Below are 21552 nucleotides of genomic sequence, written 5' to 3'. Positions count from 1 at the left end.
TTAGTCTCCCTGGTTTAATAAGATGGGCCGGTTTGAGCACCGGCTTTGTTATGTTTTGTATCGTGACGGCGCATAGACGGTCATATCCGTATTGGGTGTTCTTCCTGCGATCATCTGCGCCAAAAGGCGTCCAGTTTTTGGCCCTCCCGTCAGGCCGATATGGTGGTGCCCAAAGCCCATGTAGGCACCTTCCGCTCCGGGGACTTCTCCGATCACCGGGATCGAATCCACCGGGGCGGGCCGGTGCCCCATCCATTCCACTTCGTCCTTCCACGTGATCCCCGGTAACACAGACTGGGCATTCTTGCGCAACAACTCGAACGGAGCCCGCGATGGCGGCGCGTCCAGCCCACCGAATTCGACAATCCCCGCGAGCCGGATGCGGCCCTCCATCGGGGTGGCAACAAATTTGCCTGAGGCCACCATAACCGGGCTTTTGGGCATTGCGGAAGGTTCCACCAATTCAAGATGATACCCGCGTTCGCTTTCCAGTGGAACAGCAACACCCAGTTTGCGGGCCAATGGGCCGGACCAGACGCCTGCGGTGACGATCGCGGTGTCGCAGGCAATGGTGTGGCCGCCAGCGCGCACGCCGGTCACCTTGCCGTTTTCGCGCGCCACATCATCGACCGCAGCCTGGATGATCCGGCCGCCGTTGGCTTCGACATGCGCAGCCAGATCTTTGACATAACGCCCCGGATCGCGGATATGCCCGTGATCGCCCAGGCGTGCGGCAAAGCTGATGTCCTTGCTGAACACCGGGTCATAGTCGTGAAAGGCTTGGCCTTCCAGTTCGTCCCAAGTGAACCCGTTTTTGCGCCGGATATCCCAGCCAAAGGCGTCGCCTTCGAAATGTTGCCTGTTTTCATATAGGAACAAATAGTCCGACGGGGTGATCCATTTCTCAGCCCCGGTTCCTTGGGCCAGCGCTTGATGGTCGTTCAGGCTGTCACCCACGATAGGGGTCAGGGCGGCGGCAATATGGTTTACGTCATCAGTGTTGGCATGTTTCAAATAGCGCAGCAGCCACGGCAGTAACTTGGGGATGTACCCCCATTTCATGAACAAGGGCTGCGAGCGGTCGAACAGCATTCGAGGCGCCTTGCCCAGCAGCCCCGGCACTGTGACCGGCACAACGGAACACGAAGCCAAAACCCCGCCATTGCCGTGTGAGGTCCCTTCGCCGGGCCCGGCCTTGTCGATCAGGATCACTTCGTGCCCGTCGCGTTGCAGCCATACAGCTGCGGACACGCCGACAATCCCGGCGCCGATGATGGCGATGGTTTTTTTCTCGCTCATGCCGCCACCGCCTTGGCTAAAGCGTAGTGGTCCAGCTTGTCCAGATCAGGGCGTCCTCCCAAACCGGGGCTGTCCGGTACGATGACCTTGCCATTCTGCACAAGAAACGGCTCTTCCAGAATGTCCTCCTTCAGGAAGTACGAAGCCTGATAGAACTCGCACCCGAGTGTGATTTCGGGGGTCGCCGCAATCATATGGGTTCCGGCCAGATGGGCCAGGCCAGCCTCGAACATGTCCCCGCCATAAGCGCTGAGCCCATGCGCCGCCGCAATCCGCGCGACGGTCTGCCCGCGGCTCAGCCCGCCGGATTTCATGATCTTGACCGAGACACCGTCACAAATCCCCTCGCGCGCGGCGCGTTCCATCTCTTCGGGGCCAAACACGCTTTCATCGGCCAGAAGGGGCACATCGATCTGACCGCGCAGGGTGGCCATCATTCCGTAATGATGCGCGCGCACCGGTTGTTCGATGAAATCCGGTTTGAACTGCGCGACATCGCGCACCTGCTCTGACGCGTCCTCAACGGTCAGCCCCTGATTATAGTCCACGCGGACCGAGAATTCGGGGCAATTCTGGGCTAAATGCTCTAGCCGCAGAATATCAAAGGCATGATCTCGGAACCCGGTTTTCAGCTTTACGATCCGCACGCCGTCTACCTGCAATTGCTCCAACAGCGCCACATCCTGCGCGAAGTCCGGGTTGGCAATTGAGCAACTGAGCGGGATCGTGTCGCGGCACTTGCCACCTAACAGCGCCCAAACGGGCACGGCGCTGACGCGACCGGCAAGGTCCAGCAGCGCGGTTTCCAGGGCTGCCTTGGCCTCGGTGCAATGGGCAACCGCAAAGGCTGTTTTAGCCATGATGGCGGCACGATCTGCAACGCGTGATCCGACAACCAGCGGTCGCAGATACCGATCCAGCGCCGCATATGTCGCCTCGGGCGTGCCGGTGAAAACCGACCAGGGCGAGGCCTCGCCAAACCCTTGAGTTCCGTCCTCGGATGTCAGGCGCAGGATGACGACCTCGCAGCTTCCTTCAACTGATCCGATTCCATGATCGCGCCGCGAGGTGACGGGCAGTTCAAGATGCCACAGGTCAAAGCCCGTGATGGTCTGGTGCAGGTCGGTCATCGTTACTCCGGTCTGGTAAAAGAACCGTGCCGTGGCAAGTGTATCATTTCAAATACTATGTTATGGCAAGATCATCAGAAAAAATGATGAGTTAGGCCAATGTCTCTTCGGTTTCGGCAATTGCAGGCGTTTCATGCGATCATGGAGACTGGAACGGTGACGGGTGCGGCCTCGGTTCTGGGGATTTCGCAGCCGGGGATCAGCAACCTTCTGGCCCAATTGGAGCGCGAAGCCCGCCTGCCGCTGTTTGAGCGTAACAAAGGCAGGCTGTTACCAACCCCCGAAGCCGAGCTGCTGTTTCGTGAAGTAGACACTGTTGTTCGCGGGCTAGACCACGTGGCACAGGCGGTGACCGATTTGCAGAACAAGCATCCCGGTCAGTTGCAGGTGGCGGCCCCGCATCTGCTGTCTTTTGGCTTTATGCCACAGGAAATCGCCCGGTTCGCTGCCAGCCGGCCCAACCTGTCGGTTAGTTTTCAATCGCAATATTCGTCAAAAATTCAGGAATGGGTGATTTCGGGCCTGTTCGAGGTGGGGGTTGTTGAGATGCCGATCCTGCACGACACGCTCAACTATCAGGAATTCCATTTCGAAACGCTGGCCACATTTCCCGAAGGCAGCCCCTTAACCCAATACGATGTCCTGACCGCGGAATTGCTGGAGGATGAGCCCTTTATCGTCATGGGCCCGGAACATCAGACCCATCGCCGAACCCGCGATATATTTCAGGCGGAGGGTCGCACGTGGCGGACCAAGATTCACACGCACCTGTCCGAAAATTTGCTGAGCTTTGTCAAACAGGGCATGGGCGTTGCAGTGATCGACCCATTTACCGTGACGTTTGACGCGGAAGGCGGCTATCAAACCCGCCCGTTCCGGCCTGCGGTTATGCTGGATCTGGCCATCATCACCGCCAAGGGGCGTCCACTATCTGCAATCGCACAAGAGTTTCTGGCCCAGCTGACACCTTCAATCGCGTCCTACGCCACCCACTCGGACACAGGCGCGGCTGCTTCGTGAAGGGGTTGCGAGTGGATGTCCACCAGGGTGGGACCATCATGTTCGATGGCTTCTTTCAGGACACGGCGCAAATCGTCAGGGTCCTTGACCGTCCATGATTTGACGCCAAAGGCCGAGGCGACGGCCGCGTGGTCCGTTCGATTGAAATCGACATTGTAATATCGCTGCCCGAACCCGGCATCCTGACCGGCCTTGATCCAGCCGAACACGGCGTTCGAGAACACGATTGACGTGATCGGCATGTTGTGCCGAACCATGGTCTCAAACTCGCCACAGGCAAAGCCAAAAGATCCGTCACCCATCACCGCCAATGTCTTGACCGAAGGGCGACCGACATGTGCGCCCATCGCAGCACCCAGCGCATAGCCAAGCGCGCCATGGGCCCGATTGGTAATGAAATGCCGTCCCGGCTTTTGCCAGCGGTAGTGCGCGCTGAAATAGGGGCAGGGGGTGCCCGGATCAGCTACCACAATGGCGTCGTCGTCCAGAATATCCATGAGAGAGGCCATGACGGCCTCGGGCCGGATCGGCGCTTCACGGCTGGCGGCCAGTGGGGCATAGGCCGCCAGTTTGGCGTCCCACGCGGTTTTCGCCTTGGCCGCGCCGCCCTGGGCAGGCAGGTCACCCCGTTCGCCGAGTGTGTTCACCAACGCCTCAAGCGCCAGCCGCGCATCAGCGCAGATAGCCACCTCGGTTTGATAGTTGGCGCCGATGACCATCGGATCGCTGTCGATATGGATCACGGTGACGTCGCGTGTCGGACTGCGCCAACGTTCGGTGGTAACCGATCCGGCGCGGCATCCGATGAACAGAACAACATCTGCCGCGTCCACAACCGAGCGCGTTGCCGGGACCCCGCCATTCGATCCCACGACGCCCAAAGCCAGTGCGTCTCTTTCCGCAATCGATCCCTGACCAGACACAGTTGTCGCCACCGGCATATCCAGCAGCGCGGCCAAATTGTGCAACGCATCCGTTGCGCCTGACAGAACCGGACCTCCGCCGCAGATCGCCACGGCTGAGCTCGCCCCGGCCAGAATGTCGGCCGCAGTTTCAATTGCGGCTTGATCCGGGGCCGCGCGTTCTGCGGGATAGGTTTGGTGCCTTGCGTCGGCCCAAATTTCGGCCTCGTCCACCTGTGCTTTCTGTGTGTCAAACGGCAAGGCCAGATGTGTCGCGCCAGGGGTGCCTGTGGTCATCGCCCGAAAGGCAGCCCGCACCATGGCGGGCAGGCGGGTTGCATCATCTAATGAGGCGTTCCACTTGGACAACGGCCTGAACAGAGCTTCCTGATCCAGCTCGGTCAGCGGGTATTTTCCCCGGCTGGTGGTCGCCACATCAGAAGTGATGGCCAGGATCGGGACCGAGCTTTCATTGGCCTCGATCACACCGGGCAGGATGTATGTCGCGCCGCCGCCAGACGGGCCCTCGCACACGCCGGGCTTGCCGGTCACACGGGCATAGCCGTCGGCCATATAGGCTGCATGCCGTTCGTCGCGGGTCAGGATATGTTCGATCCCATGATCCATCTGCGCCAACGCGTCATAAAAGGGCAGTGTCGTATCCCCGCACAGGCCAAACATGTGTTTCACACCATGCGCGTTCAGCATGTGCACCATCGCCTCGGCTCCGGTCAGATAATTTGTTCCCGACATCTTTTGCCTCGCTTTCAAATTGTGTTCAGAGCTGTATACAGTTTTGTATATTGATTTCAAGCCCCACCTGTGGCAGCTGTGCGGAAAGACAAAAGGCGGTGTTATGGCGGGTCCACGGGTTGATGACATTTATGAGCGCGTCAAAGAGATGGCGGTTTCGTTTCGCCTACGCCCCGGCGATCGCCTGAACGAGGTTGCGCTGTCGAAAGAGCTTGGCGTCAGCCGCACGCCGCTGCGCGAGGCGCTGAACCGGTTGGTAGCCGAAAAGATGTTTGATTTCCGCCCAGGGCAGGGGTTTTTCTGCCGCGCTTTGGACGCCAAAAGTGTGTTCGACCTGTTCGAGCTGCGCCAGATTATCGAAGTTGCCGCTGTGCGGTCAGCTTGCGCCACGGCAACCGATGACGAATTGCAGGCCATGCAGGATGAGCTTTACGCCACCGGAATTGATATCACCGGTCTTACCGTAGAAGAGGCGGTGAATCGGGATGAAGCGTTCCACCTGGGCATCGCCCGCCTGTCGGGCAACTCGGAACTGTTTGAAACGCTGTGCCGCATCAACGAACGTATCCGGTACATCCGTTGGATTTCCATGAGCCTGGACCGGGTGCAGCGGTCGAAAGACGAACATAAACGAGTCATGCAAGCGTTGCTGGAGCGCGACGAGAACAGCGCGGCAGAGGTTCTGAGCCGACATATTGCCAAACGGATGGATCAGGTCCAGGACGCTGTGCGTCATGGTATCTCGAACATCTATATGGAAGGGTCTGAAGACATCTCGGCCCGCATCATTGAAAAGGCCTGAGGAATGATCGCGACTGGTGGAAAATCGATATACGGCGCGTCGGTTGGGATACTGATGCTGGATGCCCGGTTTCCCCGTATTCCGGGTGACATGGGCAACGCGCTGACATGGCCGTTCCCGGTGCATTACCGCATCGTGCGGAACGCCTCGCCCGATCTGGTCGTGCGACGCAGGGCCGAGGGTTTGCTGGATGCCTTTGTGGACGCAGCGCGTGGTCTGGTCGAAGACGGGGTGGACGGTATCACCACAAATTGCGGGTTTCTGTCCCTCTTCCAAAAGGAACTGTCCGAGGCGGTTCCGGTGCCCGTTGTCACCTCATCCCTGATGCAGGTCGAGATGGTGAATCGGCTGTTGCCCACAGGCAAACGCGCCGGGGTGTTGACGATCTCAGCCTCAACCCTCACCACCGAGCATTTGCGCAGCGCTCTGGTACCAGATGGGACGCCCATCGGATCGACCGAAGGCGGACAGGAATTCACGCGGGCGATTCTGGGCAACGAACTGGTGCTGGATATTGAAAAGGCTCGCGCCGACAATGTCGAGGCCGCGCTGGCGATGAAACAAAACCACCCTGAACTGGGCGCGCTGGTGTTGGAGTGCACGAATATGTGCCCCTATGCTGCCGACATTCAAAAGGCGACCGACCTGCCGGTCTATTCCATCGTCTCTCTGGTCAGCTGGTTTCAGGCCGGGCTCAGGCCGCCCGAGTTTTAATGGGCAGGGCTAGCGCAGGCCTGACATCGATTTCTGCATCGCCACAATCAGCGCGTCGCGCGTTTGCGCCAACTCGGCAGTGGACATGCCGCCTGCTTCGGATTTAACGCCTTGAACCAGGGTCTGCGTGACTTCGTCGGTCAGGTGAACCTGCCCCAGATCGTCCCACCAGCCATTGAATGTCTCGGTGAAGTGATCGCAGAACGCCTGCAACCCGCCTTCTCCGGCACCGAGGTTGAACAGCATGGTCGGTCCCATTGCCGCCCAGCGCAGGCCAGGACCTGCCCATACGGCCTTGTCCACATCCTCGACCGAGGCAACGCCGGACATGATAAGGCTAACCGCCTCGCGCCAGATCGCGGCCTGAAGGCGGTTGGCGACATGGCCGGGCACTTCTTTTTGGACACGGATCGTGGTTTTACCGACGGCCTTGTAGAACCGTTGCGCGGCTGCGACCACCCCATCTTCGGTTTGTTCATTTCCCAGAACCTCGACCAGGGGGATCAAGTGCGGAGGGTTGAAGGGATGCCCAAGTACAAAGCGGGACGGATCGGTCCATCCGGGCTGCATCTGGCTGAGTGTCAGGCCAGAGGCTGAACTGGCGACGATGGCATCCGGTGCAAGGGCAGGTTCGATTTGCGCGAAAGTTGCGTGTTTGATGGGCAGCCGCTCGGGGACGTTTTCCTGCACAAAAGCAGCGCCTTCAACCGCGCTGGCTGCGCTGGTGTGGAATGTGATCGCGTCAGGTGCGCCATTGCGGGTCAACCCCAGCTCGGTCATCGCGGGCCAGGCGGTGTCGATGTAGCTACGTACTTTGCGTTCCACTTCCGGGTCTGGATCAAACAGCGCCACCGAACGTCCCGAGGCCAGAAACAGCGCCGCCCAGCTGGCCCCAATCACGCCGCCGCCTAGGCAGGCTGTGTGCTGAAATTCCATCAGAACAGTCCCGGATTGAGAGGCGAGGCCGCGGTCATACCACCATCCACAGTGAACAACTGCCCGGTTGCAAAACCGGCCTCATCTGAGGCCAGCCAAACTGCCATGCTGGCGATATCTTCGGGCTTGCCAAACCGGCGCGTGGCGTGGCGGTTCAGGGCATCCCGCCGTGCGGCAGTGGGGTTGTCCGCAAGTTCAAACGCGGCGTCCAGCATACCTGTTTCGATCCAGCCCGGACAAATCGCGTTGCAACGGATTTTGGGGCCGTGATCAACGGCGATTGATCGCGTCAGCCCGTGCACAAAGGCTTTGGACGCATTATAGAGCGCCATCGACGGGTCTGCGGCGGTGCCCGAAATCGACCCGATATTGATGATCGATCCGCCCCCGGGCATTCGCGGAATAAAGGCGCGGCAGAGGTTGAAGACCCCCCGGCAATTGGTGCCGATCACCGCATCCCAATCCGCGTCCACGCTTTCGGTGACAGTCTTTTCGACCTGTACACCGGCGTTGTTCACCAAAATATCCGTACCGTCTGTGGTCGATGCCAGCTCATTGACCGCGTCCGCATTTGTCACGTCCAGAGTGTACCAGATAAATTGCGCGGGCAGGTCCTCTGGCCTGGGTCCGCGGCCGCAGATTGTGACAGTCGCACCCTCATTCGCAAAGGACTCGGCGATTGCGCGGCCGATCCCTTGGCGACCACCCGTAACCAACGCTCTTTTTCCAGCCAGCCGCATCAGTGAACCTCCAATCCAATTCGCATAGGTGATAATGGCAGGTTTGCTTATAGCTTCATCTGCTGAACCTGCGCGCTCAGACCTCCGTCCAGAACCCATAGCTGGCCGCTGGCATAGCGTGCCTCATCCGAGGCCAGCCAGTTGACCAGATTGGCGATGTCTTCGGGCGTGCCAAAGGTGCGCATCGGGTGAACATCGCGGACAGCTTGCTGCAGTTGATCGATGGATTTACCGGCTGCACCTGACCCCTCACCGGTGAAAAAGCTCTGCAACATCGGGGTATCGACATAGCCCGGACAGATCGCGTTGACGCGGATGCCTTCGGGTCCATGGTCGCAGGCCATTGCCCGCGTCAACGCATGCACCGCACCCTTGGTGGCGCAATAGGCCGCAAGGCCGGGATCGGCGATAAACCCGTCATAGCTGCCGAAGTTGATGATCGAGGCGGTGGTTCCCGCACGTGCGGCCTTGCGCATCAGCGGCAATGCATGTTTCGAGGTCAGGAACGTGCCAGTCACATTTACGGCAAACGAAAGGTTCCATTCCTCAAGCGAGGTCTCTTCGATGGTCTTCTCAATCTCGATCCCGGCGGCGTTCACCAGGATATCCAACTGACCAGCATCTGCGTTGACCTGCGCCATTGCTGCTACGGCATCCACCTCTTGGGTGACATCCAGTTTGACAAAGTGACTGCCGTCGTCGTCATGGGCCGCCAAAGATCCGTGCGGTGTCAGATCAGCGGCATAAACCCGTGCGCCTTCGCGCAAAAAGCGGGCCACGATTGCCCGTCCGATCCCACCGCGCCCACCCGTGACCAGCGCGGTTTTTCCTTGCAACATCATTCGGTTTCCTTCTTCAGCGGCGGATAGCGATAGCGGGTCGCGGCGACGGTCCAGTCCATGTGGTTGCGCACGTATTCCTGCGTGGCGTCCCGGGGCGGTGTATAGTCCCAGGGCTCGCCAGCCCCGGCCTCCATCGCGGCATGTAAAGCGCGCCGGGATTTCTGAGTTGCGATGACATCGGCGCGCAGGGTTTCACTGTCCCATCTTTGTGCGACCTCAGCCGCAAACCCTGCGGCTTGCTCGGCATAGGCCGGGTCGAGGGCGAGATTGACCTTTTCCAGCGGATCATCCGACAGGTCATACAGCTGTGGCGGATCGGGGTCGCAGTGGATGTATTTCAACGACCCACGCCGGATCATGAAAACGGGGTAGGGTGTCATTTCGGCGCAGTATTCACCGATGGCTTCGTCCACCGGATCGAGTTCTCCGCGTGCCAGGGGCATCAGTGACCGGCCATCCACGGGCTCTCCAAACAGGTCGTCTGTGCCTCCGGCTGCATCCACGAAGGTCGGCAGCAGATCGACAAGGGAACAGGCGTTGGGGGCAGTGCCCGAGACCACACCCGGACCAGCCATGATCAAGGGCACACGGGCAGAGTGTTCGAAAAAGTTCATCTTGTACCACAGCCCGCGCTCGCCCAGCATATCGCCATGATCGGCGGTAAGGATGACGAGTGTGTTGTCCAGCTCTCCGATCTCCACCAGCGCCTTGACCATCGCACCCAGCTTGCTGTCGAAATAGCTGACATTGGCCAGATATGCGCGGCGGGCACGGCGGATTTCCTGTTCGGTCAAAGGAACATAGCTGGCCTCAATCCCGTCCATCACCCGGCGCGAGAACGGGTCTTGTTGTTCGGGCCTCAGGGGGAATTCCGGCATCGGCACGTCCGCATCGGAGTAGAGGTTCCACCATTCGGGCTTGGCCACATAGGGATCATGCGGATGGATAAAGCTGGCCACCAGACAGAACGGCGCGGCATCCCCCGCAGCCCGGTCGCGGCCCCGGTCGATCAGCCAGCGGCGGGCGGCAAATTCGACCTCGTCATCATAGTCGGTCTGAAAAGTCGCGACAGCCTCGCCGCTTTCCTTGACCGTTTGCATGTTGTGATACCACTTGTCGATCCGCTCATCCGGGGCCTCCCAATCCGGGGTCCAGGCGAAATCGGCGGGGTAGATGTCGGTGGTCACGCGGTCCTGAAAGCCGTGTTTCTGATCAGGGCCGACAAAGTGCATCTTGCCCGACAGACAGGTGCGATACCCCAATGCTTTCAGGTAATGCGCGAAGGTCGGCACCGAAGCTCGGAACTCACTGGCGTTGTCATAGGCGGCAATGCGACTGATCAATTGCCCCGACATGAATGCAAAGCGCGACGGGGCGCACAGGGGTGAGTTGCAATAGGCTGCATCAAACCGCATTCCGCGCGCCGCCAGCGCATCTATATTGGGTGTCTTCACGGTTGGATGGCCGTATGTCCCGCAAAAATGGGGTGCCAATTGGTCGGCCATAACCACAACAATATTGGGCCGATTCAAGGCGCGGCCTTTGCATAGGCGTCCAGCACCAGCCCGTGGAAATGATGCACTGCGTGTTCCGATTTGCCCGAGCCGTTGGGGTCGTGCACAATCCGCCCCTGGGTAAAGGCGGGCGTGCTCATGCCGCGCTGAACGCTTTCGACAATGTCGATATCCTCGCGCTGCAGTATCTCGTCCAGATAGCGGATTGCTTCCAGTTCTGCGGCGTCAGGCTCGGGAGTTTCAAGATAGAAATCATAGGTCTCCAACGTCCGGTCCGGACCGATGGGGATCACGTTCAGCACGATCATCGAAGACCGGCCCGGATAGCGCATCAGACAGGTCGTCGGCCAAAGCCACCACACCGCATGGGTGCGCACCGAGGCGTTCGAGACGTCGTAAGCAGTGTTTGCGCCATTGCCCGCCTCGGCCATGTGGCTGGAGTAGATGCCGTATGTGGTCACTTTGTAGGTGTCCATGTCGACCAGATCGCAGAAATCCTTATGTGCGGTCGGGCAGTGGTAGCACTCCAGAAAATTGTCGACGACGTTCTTCCAGTTTGACTTGATGTCATAGGTAAGGCGGTGACCGAAAGTCAGGTTTTCGATATCCGGGGCCCAGTGTTGGATCTCGGCCTTCAGGTTGCCGGACACCGCGTGCAAAGGCTGTGCCTTGGAATCGAGATTGACGTAAATGAACCCCGCGAATTCTTCGACCTGAACCTGGTCGAGGCAGATTTCCTTGGTGTTGAAGTTGTCCAGGTTTTCCGTTTCGGGGGCTCGTACCAACTGGCCGTCCAGCTTGTAGACCCAGGCGTGATAGGGGCACATGATGCGGGTTGTTTCGCCGGCACCAGTCAGCAGCTGATGGGCACGGTGTTTGCAGACGTTATAGAACGCGCGCAATCTGCCTTCGCGGTCGCGCACCACGGCGATCGGACTGCCGGCGATGTCGACCGTTACATAAGACCCGGGCGACCGCAGCTTTTCCACGTGGCACACCCATTGCCAGGTCTTAGCCAGGATTTCGTTCAGATCAACCTGATGCCATGCGGGATCGACATAGGCCTCGGCTTTTAACGAGTGTGTGTTGAACGGGTCGGTGCTGAACCCGTCGGAAATCCGGTCGAATTGTTCTTTGGACGGCAGCGCGCTCATGAAGGGCTCCAACTATGACTGGCTTGCTTAGAGCAGTGTGCGTCGAAACGCAGCTCTGCGCTTAACTTTTTACGCCATCAGCTAAACCAAAAGCGCCATGTGGCAGAGTCATGCTTTTGGTTTGCGGTGCATGGGCCACGCCCGGTATTCAAAGGGAACCCGGCCTTCGATCCGGTCCCGGCTGGGTGTAAGGCCGAATCTTTCCTTGTAGGAGCGGCTGAAATGGACCTGACTGGCAAACCCTGATGCTACCGCGACTTGTGCTATGGGCAGCTCGGTCTGGGTGACCAGCCCGCGGGCCCGATCCAATCGAATGTCCCGATAGTAAAGCGCAGGTGTCTTCTTGATGAATGTCGCAAACAGCCGGTCAAGCTGGCGATGCGATACGCCCGCCTGTTTGCAGATATCGGGGATAGGCAGGGGGTCTTCCAGATGCAACTCCATCACCTGGATGGCCGTTTTAAGGGTGGCCGGCACGACAGCTCCCAACGGCTCACTGCCCTCGGGGTGTTGCATGGCGGCAGGACCGCGCAGCCGGTCGTGAAAGATATAGCGCGCGGCCGCATTTGCCAGCGCGCTGCCGTGGATGCCCTGCAGGATCTGCAGCGCGAAATCCACCGACGCCCCGCCACCACAACAGGTGATGCGATTCCCGTCCAACGCGTAGAGGTTTTCGATCACCTCCACATCAGGGTACAGCTCTTGAAATGCGTCGATATGCTCGTAATGCACGGTTGCGTGCCGACCGGTCAGCAGCCCGGCTTGCGCCAGAACAAACGCGCCAGTGTCCAAAGCGCCCAGCGTTGCGCCAGCGCGGGCCCATTGCCGCAAGGCGTTGCCCACCCCTTCGGTCATGTGCCGTTCGGGTGTCCAACTGGTCGACACCACCGCGATGTCAGGTCTGGTTGGTTCAAGTTCGGCCAGTGCCACGGTGTTGATTCCAGCACCGTTACTAGAGACACAGAAACCACCGACCTCGGACATAAACGTCCAGCTGAAATATGATTTTCCGTCCAGATAATTGGCCGCGCGAAACGGATCGATGAAACCCATCGTGGCCGCCATATTGAAACTGGGCGCTACGATGATTGCAAGATGGGTAACAGTGTCGGGTTTGTTGACCATGCCTTCTGACCTTAGCTAAGACCTCTGTGTTTCAGAGAAAAGTCAAATTGGGTTGACACACAAGTTTGCGGTTGAACACTGTGTTGGCGCGGGAAGGCGTGGATTGTCCAGTAATAGTGGACTTCTGGTAGGCCCGGAGGGACTCGAACCCCCAACCAAAGCGTTATGAGCGCTCTGCTCTAACCAATTGAGCTACAGGCCCGCCTGAGCGCTTTGCCTATCACGGTGAACGCCCGCGTCAAGCCTGACCGTTGCAACATGTCCAACAATCGAATAACCCGCGCGGGAACCATTCAAAAGAGGTTGGCCATGACAGCGGGCAAGAACGGAATCACCTATGCCGATGCAGGCGTCGATATTGATGCGGGGAACGCTTTGGTCGACCGGATCAAACCCGCTGCCAAGCGAACCAACCGGTCCGGTGTGATGAGCGGTCTGGGTGGGTTTGGCGCTTTGTTTGACCTCAAAGCTGCTGGATATCAGGACCCGATACTTGTGGGGGCGACCGATGGTGTCGGTACCAAGTTGAGGATCGCCATTGATACCGGCGTGGTCGACGGGGTTGGCATCGACCTGGTGGCGATGTGCGTCAACGACCTGATCTGTCAGGGGGCCGAGCCTCTGTTCTTCCTCGACTACTTTGCCACGGGCAAGCTGGACACCGACACGGCCGCGCGGATCATCGAAGGTATTGCCGAGGGCTGCGTGCAGTCCGGTTGTGCGCTGATCGGTGGAGAAACCGCCGAAATGCCGGGCATGTACCCGGATGGAGAATTCGATCTGGCCGGGTTCTCGGTCGGGGCCATGGAACGGGGCGCACATTTGCCAGCCGAGGTTCAGGTGGGGGATGTGCTGCTGGGTCTGGCCTCGAACGGGGTGCACTCCAACGGCTATTCGCTGGTGCGCAAACTGGTTGAGATATCGGGCCTGGGTTGGGACGCAGCATCGCCATTCAGTGACGGCTCGTTGGGTGAGGCGCTGCTGACGCCCACGCGGCTTTATGTGAAATCGGCATTGCAGGCGATCCGAGCCGGGGGCGTGCATGCGTTGGCCCATATCACCGGTGGCGGATTGACCGAAAACCTGCCGCGCGTCTTGTCCGAGGGGCAGGGCGCTGAGGTTGACCTGAATGCCTGGGACTTGCCTCCTGTCTTTCGTTGGATGGCCGAAACCGGTGGTATTGCCGAATCCGAGATGCTGAAGACGTTCAACTGTGGGCTTGGCATGATCGTTGTTTGCGCAGCAGACCGGGCTGAAGATCTGACAACGTTGCTGGCCGAGGCGGGCGAGACCGTGTCGCGGATCGGCACTGTCACTGACACAGCCGGTATGACCTATTCAGGCAAGCTGTTGTGAGTCACAAGCGCGTCGCCATCCTGATCTCGGGGGGCGGGTCCAACATGGTGTCGCTGGTCGATAGCATGACCGGTAACCACCCGGCGCGCCCTTGTCTGGTTTTGTCCAACGACCCGCAGGCGAGCGGGCTGGTCAAGGCCGCAGATCGCGGCATTCCGACAGCCGCCGTGGATCATCGCCCCTTTGCCGGGGACCGGGCCGCGTTTGAGGCCGAACTGCTAAAACCGTTGGAACAGGCGCAGCCTGATATCGTTTGTCTGGCTGGGTTCATGCGGGTGCTGACCGGCGACTTTGTCTCGCGTTTTCAGGGGCGGATGCTGAACATTCACCCGTCGCTGTTGCCGAAATACAAGGGCCTCAATACCCATGCCCGGGCGATCGAGGCCGGGGATGCCGAGCATGGGTGTTCGGTTCATGAAGTCACGGCCGAGCTGGATGACGGCCCAATTTTGGGGCAGGCGCGGCTTGCGATTGAGGCTGGTGACACGGCCGCTTCTCTGGCCGCGCGGGTGCTGGTTTTTGAGCACAAGCTCTATCCGGCAGTGTTGCGCCGTTACGCCAGTGGGGACCGTAACCCGGTGTTGCTATCCTGAACACCTCAGGGTGATTTACACATGCCTGTCATTCAGCTTATGGTTCGCACTACGGCTCGGTACGGCAAAGAACTGACGGGCAGATACTAAGAACAAGAGCAAGAATAGCACCGCGTATGAAAACCCTCACGACGACGCAAGAGCTGGCCGACTTCTGCAAGGCCGCTGCGCAATACGACTATGTCACTTTAGACACCGAGTTTCTGCGCGAACGAACCTATTACTCAAAACTCTGTCTGCTGCAAATTGCAGTCCCGTCTACCGATGAGGACAGTGCTGTCCTGGTCGACCCGCTGGCCGACGGCATGTCGCTGGACCCGCTTTACGAGCTGTTTGGCAATGAAGATGTGGTCAAGGTATTCCATGCCGCGCGCCAGGACCTCGAGATCTTCTGGGTCGAGGCGGGCGTGTTTCCCAACCCTCTGTTTGACACACAGGTCGCGGCGATGGTCTGCGGATTTGGTGAGCAGGTCGGTTATGAAACGCTGGTGCGTAAGATTTGCAAACAGGGTGTCGACAAGACCTCGAGGTTCACCGACTGGTCACGACGCCCGCTGTCCGAGGCACAAAAGACCTATGCGTTGGCCGACGTGACCCATCTGCGACAGATCTACGAATACCTCGCTGCTGAACTGAAGAAATCGCAGCGTAGCCACTGGGTTTCGGAAGAGCTGCGCATTCTGACCCGACCCACAACCTATGACATCCGGCCCGAAGACGCCTGGAAACGCGTCAAGACACGGACAAACTCTGCCAAGTTTCTGGCGGTCGTTCGTGAACTGGCAAAGTTTCGTGAAGGCTACGCACAGGACAACAATGTTCCCCGCAGTCGGGTTTTTAAAGATGACGCGCTGATCGAGCTCGCCTCGACCAAGCCAAAATCGCCATCTGATCTAGGCGGCTCGCGGCTGTTGCTGCGCGAGGCGCGCAAAGGTGCCATTTCCGAAGGTATTCTTGCTGCCGTGAAGGCTGGTGTAAATTGCCCAGCGGATCAAATGCCCGAAGTCGACAACAGCCGGGACAAGTTGAAGGTCAACCCGGCGCTGTCGGATTTGCTGCGCGTCTTGCTGAAGTCCAAGACCGAAAGTTCGGGCGTTGCTGCCAAGCTGATTGCAACCAGCTCTGAACTGGATCAGATCGCTGCGGGTGAACGGGATGTGCCAGCCATGTCAGGCTGGCGGTTCGAAGTCTTTGGCGAAGATGCTCTCAAACTGTGTGAGGGTAAGATTGCGCTGGCCGCAAAGGGCCAAACGGTCAAGGTTGTCGCGATCTAATCCAGATCAGCGTCGCCGGGACTCCAATGTGTTCTGCTGACCGACAACCCGGACAAGGCGGATGCCTTGCAAATCCTGCTGGCTCACATTGGCTGCGTCAGACACCATACGGGACCGCTCAGTGCCCTGATTGGTGGCATAGTTCGGGTAGTTGACCTTGAACGTGTATTCCAGAACGCCGTTTTTCTGGTTTTCTTCTGAGTTGACGCGCACAAGTTGGGCGTTATAGGCCCCTTGGCGCGCCGCAGTACCACTGACATAGACAATCGCCCCGCCAGGGGTCGGATCCAACCGCAGCTCATCAATTTTGGCGATTGCGACGCTTGTATCTTCTGGATCTGGTCGGGCAAACAGGCCCGAGCCTTCTTTTTCCTGCGGCACAAGCGCGTTGGCGTCATCCGGCGAGGTCTCGGCCACCGATGGTGTGCTGGGGCCAAACCAGTTGGACGGGTTCACCCGCGACTCGCGCCAGCTGGTGCAGGCAGACAAGGTCAAGGCGGTGACCATCAGAATCGAAAGAGGTTTTAGCATGGTCTCAAAGTCCAGAGCATTAATTCCTGCAATGGGTTACCGCAATTTCCTCTGTTTGAAAAGCCACGCAGGGGGGTGGACAGGCACAGATCGGCGGCTTAGGTCACAATTGTGATCGCAACAAAAGGACCGTCGCGAAATGGCAACGCCTGCCTTTGAGGAAATCGTCGAGGATTTCGAATTTCTGGAAGACTGGGAAGACCGGTATCGTCATGTCATTGAACAGGGCAAAGCGATGGAGCCGCTGAATGACGCGCTGAAAGTTCCGGCCACAAAGGTGCATGGCTGTGCCAGTCAGGTCTGGCTGCATCCCATCGTCGAAAACGGCGCGTTCCGGTTTGATGGTGACAGCGACGCACTGATTGTGCGCGGTCTGATTGCAGTGCTGCGGTCCCTGTATAACGGTCTTCCGGTTGGTGACGTGCCAAAGGTGGATGCGGGCGGAGAGCTGGCGCGACTGGGTCTGAACGATCATCTTTCCGCGCAACGTTCGAACGGGTTGCGGGCGATGATCGAGCGCATCCGCGACGTGGCGCAGGAAAACGTCTGACTAACCAGGTTAAACGGGCGGTGCCCGGTTGGCCCAATCCATCAGCGTCGTTTCAAGATCACCAAAGCCGGTGAAACGGCGCTCGAATTCCAGCCCCATGCGCTCGGCACACTCACGGGCGCGGGCCGTCAGATTCGGGTCGTCTGTCTGCGCCTGATAGACCACCTTAGTGTAATTGCCGAAATACATATCCCGCAGCTCGGGGTGACGATCTAGACCAAGTGGTTTCCACACAAACGCATCGAACTGACGGGCCAGAAAATCGGTCAGGTAAAAAGAGGTGATTTCATCTTCGCCGCGGTCTTCAAAGACCTGATTTCCCTCAAAAAAAGAATAACAATGAGGGCCCTTGATCATCTCGACGCCCAGCTCGTCGCAGGCGGTTTGCAGCAGGCCACCTGTGCCGCAATCGGCGTAGACGACAAAGATCTGGTCATAGTCATCCTGGTGTTTCGCAACCGCGTCCTGCACGGCCTGGGTGATTTTGTCGGGATGGATATGCAGGATTGCAGGCAGGCAGGTCAGCTCCATGTGATCCCAGCCATTGCGGCGTTTCAAATCCAGAATTTCGCGTGCCAGCGCGCCGCAGGCCAACAGCAAGATGCGGCCCCGTTCCGTCGACTGGTACCCTTTGTTTGTCAGGCTGGCATCGTCTGGCAATTCATCCTGCTGCATTGGGGTGCTCCTCGGAATTTGTACGACGGAATTTGAACGGTTGACCGTTCTGGCCCAAAGAAACAAATCGGGCCGCCCGCATAACCGGACGGCCCTCAAACAGTCTTTCGGGTCCGATCAGCCGGCCAGTTGGTTGTGCTTGCGCGACATGAAATCCTTGGCGGTTTCCACAGCAACGGCTGCGTCGCGGCAATAGGCGTCGGCACCGATGGCCTTGCCGAACTCTTCGTTGAGCGGCGCGCCTCCGACAAGAACAATGTAGTCTTCGCGCAGACCCTGCTCGGTCAGCGTATCGATGACAACTTTCATGTATGGCATGGTCGTGGTCAAAAGGGCCGACATTCCCAGAATATCAGGGCTTTCGGTTTCCAGCGCCTCTAGATAGTTTTCGACCGGGTTGTTGATGCCAAGGTCAACCACTTCGAAACCCGCGCCTTCCATCATCATCGAAACAAGGTTTTTGCCGATGTCGTGAATGTCGCCCTTTACGGTGCCGATGACCATCTTGCCCACACGGGGCGCGCCGGTTTCGGCTAGCAAGGGTTTGAGGATGAACATGCCACCCTTCATCGCGTTGGCGGCCAGCAGAACCTCGGGTACAAACAGGATGCCGTCGCGGAAATCATGTCCCACGATAGTCATGCCACCGACCAATGCTTTGGTCAGAATGTCATAAGGTGTCCATCCGCGTTCCAGCAGGATGTTCACACCTTCTTCGATTTCTTCTTTCAGGCCGTCATAAAGATCGTCGAACATCTGTTCGACAAGTTCGTCGTCATTCAGTTCGGACAGGACGATGTCTTCTTCTTCAGACATGGGGCGTTTCCCTGAGCTGTGCGGACCTGAGGCCCGTGGTGGCATTTTTCTCGTTTTGGCCAAAACGTCGCAGTTTTACTGTGACGATTGCGACCTTGGCGGTTTCGAGACCGACCTATAGGCCAGATTTTCGCGTCTCTCGATAGAATTCTTTGCAAGATCATCCTGCGTTTCGTTCACACCAAGGTCCGTTTGGGCGTGATTTAAACCGTGCACAAGTCTCTGAAATTACTGGAATCAGCGCGAGTGTGTCTGCCCTCTTGTCGGCGCGGGTTTGATGCTTTATACCTCACAAATAGAACAAAGAGAGAACAAATAGATGGTTTCGTCCAATATTCGGGGCCGGGGCGTGGCCACAAACGCCGCCGGACGGTTCGAACAGTTCGAAACCGTTGACTGTGACGACGGGTGGGAAGGTGACGAAGATCTGCCGCCGTTGCGCACCGAAATCAGCGAAGAAATCGCGCGCAGTGTGATTAGCTATAACCGCTCACCAGACCTGCCGTTTGATCGCTCGATCAATCCCTATCGCGGGTGCGAGCACGGATGCGTTTATTGTTTCGCCCGTCCAACCCACGCCTATCTAGGGCTGTCGGCCGGACTGGATTTTGAAACCCGGTTGATTGCTCGCCCAAACGCCGCCGAGGTTCTAAGAAAAGAGCTGTCGTCCAAGTCTTATAAGCTGGCTACCATCGCGTTGGGCACCAATACCGATCCGTATCAACCGATCGAGAAAAGTCACCGGATTACAAGGTCGTGCCTGTCGGTATTGTCCGAGTTTCGGCACCCCGTGGGCATCGTGACCAAAGGCGCTCTGATCGAGAGGGACCTGGATATTCTGGCTCCAATGGCCCGGGACGGGCTGGTACGTGTCGGGATATCGCTGACAACGCTGGATGCGGATTTGTCCCGCCGAATGGAACCACGCGCGCCGTCACCCAAACGACGTCTGGCGATGATACGGCGCCTGAGCGAAGCAGGCGTGCCCGTTCGGGTCATGACGTCACCGGTGGTGCCGGGGCTGACGGATCATGAGCTGGAAAACCTGCTTGAGGCGGGCAGGGATGCGGGGGCTGATGCGGCCAGCTGGATCATGCTGCGCCTGCCGCGCGAGGTGTCTGGGCTGTGGCAGGAGTGGCTGAGGGATCATGAGCCTGCCCGCGCTGAGAAGATCATGTCAAAGCTGCGCGAAATGCACGAGGGCAGGGATTACGACCCCCGTTGGGGGCACCGGATGCGCGGTGAAGGTGAATACGCCGCGCTGATCGCCAAACGTTTTGCCCTGGCCGTCAAGCGGCTGGGTCTTGCCACACGCACGCCGCCCTTGCGGTGTGATTTGTTCCAAATACCGGCGCAAGTCGGCGATCAGCTGGCCCTGTTCTGACACAAAGCCCCGAACTTGCGTTCGGGGCTTTGTGTGTGCGTCAGCGATTAACGCTTTTCGATATCCACATAGTCGCGCGTGGTTTCGCCCAGGTACAGCTGGCGCGGACGGCCGATCTTGTTCTGAGGATCGGCAATCATTTCTTTCCACTGGCTGACCCAACCAACGGTACGTGACAGAGCGAAAATCGGTGTGAACATCGAGGTTGGAAAGCCCATCGCCTCGAGGATAATGCCCGAATAGAAATCGACGTTCGGGAACAGTTTCTTCTCGGCGAAATACGGATCTTCCAAAGCTTGCTTTTCCAGCGCCTTGGCGACCTGCAGTTTCGGGTTGTCTTCGATTCCAAGCAGATCCAGAACTTCGTCCGCGGATTGCTTCATCACTTTGGCGCGCGGGTCAAAGTTTTTGTAAACGCGGTGGCCAAAGCCCATCAGGCGGAAAGGATCGGCCTTGTCCTTGGCGCGGTCGATATACTCGGGAATACGGTCAACCGAGCCAATTTCCTCAAGCATTTCAAGGCACGCCTGGTTGGCACCACCATGGGCCGGGCCCCACAAACAGGCAATACCGGCCGCAATACATGCAAACGGGTTCGCGCCCGAGGACGACGCCAGACGTACGGTCGAAGTCGAGGCGTTCTGCTCGTGATCAGCATGCAGGGTAAAGATACGGTCCATCGCACGGCTGAGGATCGGGTTGACCTCATAATCCTCGGCGGGGACAGCAAAGCACATGCGCAGGAAGTTCGACGCATAGTCCAGGTCGTTGCGTGGATACACGAATGGCTGACCGATGTGGTACTTATAAGCCCAGGCCGCGATGGTCGGCATTTTGGCGATCAGGCGGTGCGAGGCGACTTCGCGCTGATGCGGATCGGCAATATCGGTCGAGTCGTGGTAGAACGCCGACATAGCGCCCACAACGCCCACCATGATGGCCATCGGATGCGCATCGCGGCGGAACCCGCGGTAGAAATACTGCATCTGTTCGTGCAGCATTGTGTGGCGGGTGATTGTGGTTTCGAACTTTTCCAGTACGGCAGCGGTCGGAAGCTCTCCGTACAAAAGCAGATAGCATACTTCCAGAAAATGCGATTTCCCGGCCAGTTGGTCGATTGGATAGCCACGGTGCAGCAGCTCACCCTTGTCACCATCGATAAAGGTGATGGTGCTGTCGCAGCTGGCGGTCGACGTAAATCCCGGATCGTAAGTGAAAACGCCTGCCTGACCATAAAGCTTGCGGATGTCGATCACGTCTGGCCCGGCGGTCGGAGAATGAACCGGCAACTCGTATGTTTCGCCATGGACTGTCAGAGTGGCTGTTTTGTTGCTGTCGGTCATAGTGTCCCTTCCTCATTCATACGTAAGCGGATCGCGGTGCGACCCTGCAGGCGGCGGGCGCGCGCAAGCGCACTGTCCCGGTGTTAGCGGAGCAGCGTT

General features: G+C 58.6%; 21 protein-coding genes and 1 tRNA gene. 8 read left to right on the top strand and 14 right to left on the bottom strand.

Annotated features, from left to right (window positions below):
- Positions 1-48 precede the first annotated feature (48 nt).
- Positions 49-1299 (bottom strand): NAD(P)/FAD-dependent oxidoreductase, encoded by a 1251-nt coding sequence (locus RUM8411_RS00470; protein WP_085820680.1) that lies wholly within the window; start codon positions 1297-1299, stop codon positions 49-51.
- Complete coding sequence (locus RUM8411_RS00465) at positions 1296-2429, bottom strand: enolase C-terminal domain-like protein (protein WP_085820679.1); 1134 nt, start codon at positions 2427-2429, stop codon at positions 1296-1298. Before RUM8411_RS00465 ends, RUM8411_RS00470 begins: the two co-directional genes overlap by 4 nt.
- Positions 2430-2528: 99 nt before the next feature.
- Between RUM8411_RS00465 and RUM8411_RS00460 the strand changes: the two genes are divergently transcribed.
- Positions 2529-3449 carry a LysR family transcriptional regulator gene (locus tag RUM8411_RS00460; protein ID WP_085820678.1) on the top strand — a complete coding sequence of 307 codons (921 nt, stop codon included), beginning with the start codon at positions 2529-2531 and terminating at the stop codon, positions 3447-3449.
- On the opposite strand, the gene RUM8411_RS00455 is transcribed toward RUM8411_RS00460, so the two are convergent.
- Positions 3410-5104: a thiamine pyrophosphate-binding protein gene (locus RUM8411_RS00455; protein WP_085820677.1), complete on the bottom strand. Its 1695-nt coding sequence runs from the start codon at positions 5102-5104 to the stop codon at positions 3410-3412. The two genes, RUM8411_RS00460 and RUM8411_RS00455, sit on opposite strands and share 40 nt — an antisense overlap.
- Before the next feature lie 103 nt (positions 5105-5207).
- On the opposite strand from RUM8411_RS00455, the gene RUM8411_RS00450 reads away from it, so the two are divergent.
- Together RUM8411_RS00450 and RUM8411_RS00445 are read left to right on the top strand one after the other, a co-directional pair.
- Positions 5208-5906 (top strand): GntR family transcriptional regulator, encoded by a 699-nt coding sequence (locus RUM8411_RS00450; protein WP_085821061.1) that lies wholly within the window; start codon positions 5208-5210, stop codon positions 5904-5906.
- Positions 5907-5909: 3 nt separating this feature from the next.
- Positions 5910-6620 (top strand): aspartate/glutamate racemase family protein, encoded by a 711-nt coding sequence (locus tag RUM8411_RS00445; protein WP_085820676.1) that lies wholly within the window; start codon positions 5910-5912, stop codon positions 6618-6620.
- Positions 6621-6629: 9 nt separating this feature from the next.
- On the opposite strand, the gene RUM8411_RS00440 is transcribed toward RUM8411_RS00445, so the two are convergent.
- The 7 genes from RUM8411_RS00440 to RUM8411_RS00410 form a co-directional block, all read right to left on the bottom strand.
- Positions 6630-7556: a 3-hydroxyacyl-CoA dehydrogenase NAD-binding domain-containing protein gene (locus RUM8411_RS00440; protein ID WP_085820675.1), complete on the bottom strand. Its 927-nt coding sequence runs from the start codon at positions 7554-7556 to the stop codon at positions 6630-6632.
- The gene (locus tag RUM8411_RS00435; RefSeq protein ID WP_085820674.1) at positions 7556-8296 is read right to left on the bottom strand and encodes an SDR family NAD(P)-dependent oxidoreductase; all 741 of its coding nucleotides are present in this window, start codon (positions 8294-8296) and stop codon (positions 7556-7558) included. The genes RUM8411_RS00440 and RUM8411_RS00435 overlap by 1 nt, the downstream gene beginning before the upstream one ends.
- Positions 8297-8343: 47 nt before the next feature.
- The gene (locus RUM8411_RS00430) at positions 8344-9138 is read right to left on the bottom strand and encodes an SDR family NAD(P)-dependent oxidoreductase (protein ID WP_085820673.1); all 795 of its coding nucleotides are present in this window, start codon (positions 9136-9138) and stop codon (positions 8344-8346) included.
- Positions 9135-10670, bottom strand: coding sequence for a choline-sulfatase (gene betC, locus RUM8411_RS00425; RefSeq protein ID WP_085820672.1), 1536 nt, complete (start codon positions 10668-10670; stop codon positions 9135-9137). Before betC ends, RUM8411_RS00430 begins: the two co-directional genes overlap by 4 nt.
- Entirely contained in the window at positions 10667-11806 is a 1140-nt protein-coding gene (locus RUM8411_RS00420; RefSeq protein ID WP_085820671.1) for an aromatic ring-hydroxylating oxygenase subunit alpha, read from the bottom strand. The genes betC and RUM8411_RS00420 overlap by 4 nt, the downstream gene beginning before the upstream one ends.
- 108 nt (positions 11807-11914) lie before the next feature.
- On the bottom strand, positions 11915-12931 hold the full coding sequence (locus RUM8411_RS00415; RefSeq protein ID WP_085820670.1) for a GlxA family transcriptional regulator: 1017 nt from the start codon (positions 12929-12931) through the stop codon (positions 11915-11917).
- A 125-nt stretch (positions 12932-13056) separates the two neighbouring features.
- Positions 13057-13133, bottom strand: a tRNA-Ile gene (locus RUM8411_RS00410).
- A gap of 107 nt (positions 13134-13240) precedes the next feature.
- On the opposite strand from RUM8411_RS00410, the gene purM reads away from it, so the two are divergent.
- The 3 genes from purM to rnd all read left to right on the top strand — a co-directional run bounded on the left by purM (position 13241) and on the right by rnd (position 16154).
- Entirely contained in the window at positions 13241-14287 is a 1047-nt protein-coding gene (gene purM / locus RUM8411_RS00405; protein ID WP_085820669.1) for a phosphoribosylformylglycinamidine cyclo-ligase, read from the top strand.
- Complete coding sequence (purN, locus tag RUM8411_RS00400) at positions 14284-14880, top strand: phosphoribosylglycinamide formyltransferase (protein WP_085820668.1); 597 nt, start codon at positions 14284-14286, stop codon at positions 14878-14880. The genes purM and purN overlap by 4 nt, the downstream gene beginning before the upstream one ends.
- A gap of 116 nt (positions 14881-14996) precedes the next feature.
- The gene (gene rnd / locus RUM8411_RS00395; protein ID WP_085820667.1) at positions 14997-16154 is read left to right on the top strand and encodes a ribonuclease D; all 1158 of its coding nucleotides are present in this window, start codon (positions 14997-14999) and stop codon (positions 16152-16154) included.
- A 6-nt stretch (positions 16155-16160) separates the two neighbouring features.
- Here the strand turns inward: rnd and RUM8411_RS00390 are convergent, their stop codons facing one another.
- A complete protein-coding gene (locus tag RUM8411_RS00390) occupies positions 16161-16685 on the bottom strand; it encodes a hypothetical protein (RefSeq protein ID WP_085820666.1) in 525 nt (174 codons plus the stop codon).
- Between the two features lie 139 nt (positions 16686-16824).
- Here RUM8411_RS00390 and RUM8411_RS00385 point away from each other — a divergent pair, with 139 nt between their 5' ends.
- Positions 16825-17235, top strand: coding sequence for a SufE family protein (locus RUM8411_RS00385; RefSeq protein WP_085820665.1), 411 nt, complete (start codon positions 16825-16827; stop codon positions 17233-17235).
- A gap of 9 nt (positions 17236-17244) precedes the next feature.
- Here RUM8411_RS00385 and RUM8411_RS00380 read toward each other — a convergent pair whose 3' ends face one another.
- Positions 17245-17910: a DUF1638 domain-containing protein gene (locus RUM8411_RS00380; protein ID WP_085820664.1), complete on the bottom strand. Its 666-nt coding sequence runs from the start codon at positions 17908-17910 to the stop codon at positions 17245-17247.
- Positions 17911-18027: 117 nt separating this feature from the next.
- Positions 18028-18726, bottom strand: a complete 699-nt coding sequence (locus tag RUM8411_RS00375; protein WP_085820663.1) for a cobalamin B12-binding domain-containing protein — start codon at positions 18724-18726, stop codon at positions 18028-18030.
- Between the two features lie 319 nt (positions 18727-19045).
- Between RUM8411_RS00375 and RUM8411_RS00370 the strand changes: the two genes are divergently transcribed.
- Positions 19046-20110 (top strand): PA0069 family radical SAM protein, encoded by a 1065-nt coding sequence (locus RUM8411_RS00370; RefSeq protein WP_085820662.1) that lies wholly within the window; start codon positions 19046-19048, stop codon positions 20108-20110.
- 47 nt (positions 20111-20157) lie between these two features.
- Here the strand turns inward: RUM8411_RS00370 and gltA are convergent, their stop codons facing one another.
- Positions 20158-21453 (bottom strand): citrate synthase, encoded by a 1296-nt coding sequence (gltA, locus tag RUM8411_RS00365; protein ID WP_085820661.1) that lies wholly within the window; start codon positions 21451-21453, stop codon positions 20158-20160.
- Positions 21454-21552: the final 99 nt, after the last annotated feature.

Origin of the sequence: Ruegeria meonggei, from assembly GCF_900172215.1 — a bacterium.
GTDB classification, from domain to species: Bacteria; Pseudomonadota; Alphaproteobacteria; order Rhodobacterales; family Rhodobacteraceae; genus Ruegeria; species Ruegeria meonggei.
The sequence above is the reverse complement of the archived record's forward strand: the minus strand, read 5'-3'. Positions and strand labels throughout refer to the sequence as shown.

Coding starts and splice junctions, on each gene's coding strand:
- RUM8411_RS00470 (WP_085820680.1), bottom strand. CDS start 1,299: ATGAGCGAGAAAAAAACCATCGCCATCATCGGCGCCGGGATTGTCGGC.
- RUM8411_RS00465 (WP_085820679.1), bottom strand. CDS start 2,429: ATGACCGACCTGCACCAGACCATCACGGGCTTTGACCTGTGGCATCTT.
- RUM8411_RS00460 (WP_085820678.1), top strand. CDS start 2,529: ATGTCTCTTCGGTTTCGGCAATTGCAGGCGTTTCATGCGATCATGGAG.
- RUM8411_RS00455 (WP_085820677.1), bottom strand. CDS start 5,104: ATGTCGGGAACAAATTATCTGACCGGAGCCGAGGCGATGGTGCACATG.
- RUM8411_RS00450 (WP_085821061.1), top strand. CDS start 5,208: ATGGCGGGTCCACGGGTTGATGACATTTATGAGCGCGTCAAAGAGATG.
- RUM8411_RS00445 (WP_085820676.1), top strand. CDS start 5,910: ATGATCGCGACTGGTGGAAAATCGATATACGGCGCGTCGGTTGGGATA.
- RUM8411_RS00440 (WP_085820675.1), bottom strand. CDS start 7,556: ATGGAATTTCAGCACACAGCCTGCCTAGGCGGCGGCGTGATTGGGGCC.
- RUM8411_RS00435 (WP_085820674.1), bottom strand. CDS start 8,296: ATGCGGCTGGCTGGAAAAAGAGCGTTGGTTACGGGTGGTCGCCAAGGG.
- RUM8411_RS00430 (WP_085820673.1), bottom strand. CDS start 9,138: ATGATGTTGCAAGGAAAAACCGCGCTGGTCACGGGTGGGCGCGGTGGG.
- RUM8411_RS00420 (WP_085820671.1), bottom strand. CDS start 11,806: ATGAGCGCGCTGCCGTCCAAAGAACAATTCGACCGGATTTCCGACGGG.
- RUM8411_RS00415 (WP_085820670.1), bottom strand. CDS start 12,931: ATGGTCAACAAACCCGACACTGTTACCCATCTTGCAATCATCGTAGCG.
- purM (WP_085820669.1), top strand. CDS start 13,241: ATGACAGCGGGCAAGAACGGAATCACCTATGCCGATGCAGGCGTCGAT.
- rnd (WP_085820667.1), top strand. CDS start 14,997: ATGAAAACCCTCACGACGACGCAAGAGCTGGCCGACTTCTGCAAGGCC.
- RUM8411_RS00390 (WP_085820666.1), bottom strand. CDS start 16,685: ATGCTAAAACCTCTTTCGATTCTGATGGTCACCGCCTTGACCTTGTCT.
- RUM8411_RS00385 (WP_085820665.1), top strand. CDS start 16,825: ATGGCAACGCCTGCCTTTGAGGAAATCGTCGAGGATTTCGAATTTCTG.
- RUM8411_RS00380 (WP_085820664.1), bottom strand. CDS start 17,910: ATGCAGCAGGATGAATTGCCAGACGATGCCAGCCTGACAAACAAAGGG.
- RUM8411_RS00375 (WP_085820663.1), bottom strand. CDS start 18,726: ATGTCTGAAGAAGAAGACATCGTCCTGTCCGAACTGAATGACGACGAA.
- RUM8411_RS00370 (WP_085820662.1), top strand. CDS start 19,046: ATGGTTTCGTCCAATATTCGGGGCCGGGGCGTGGCCACAAACGCCGCC.
- gltA (WP_085820661.1), bottom strand. CDS start 21,453: ATGACCGACAGCAACAAAACAGCCACTCTGACAGTCCATGGCGAAACA.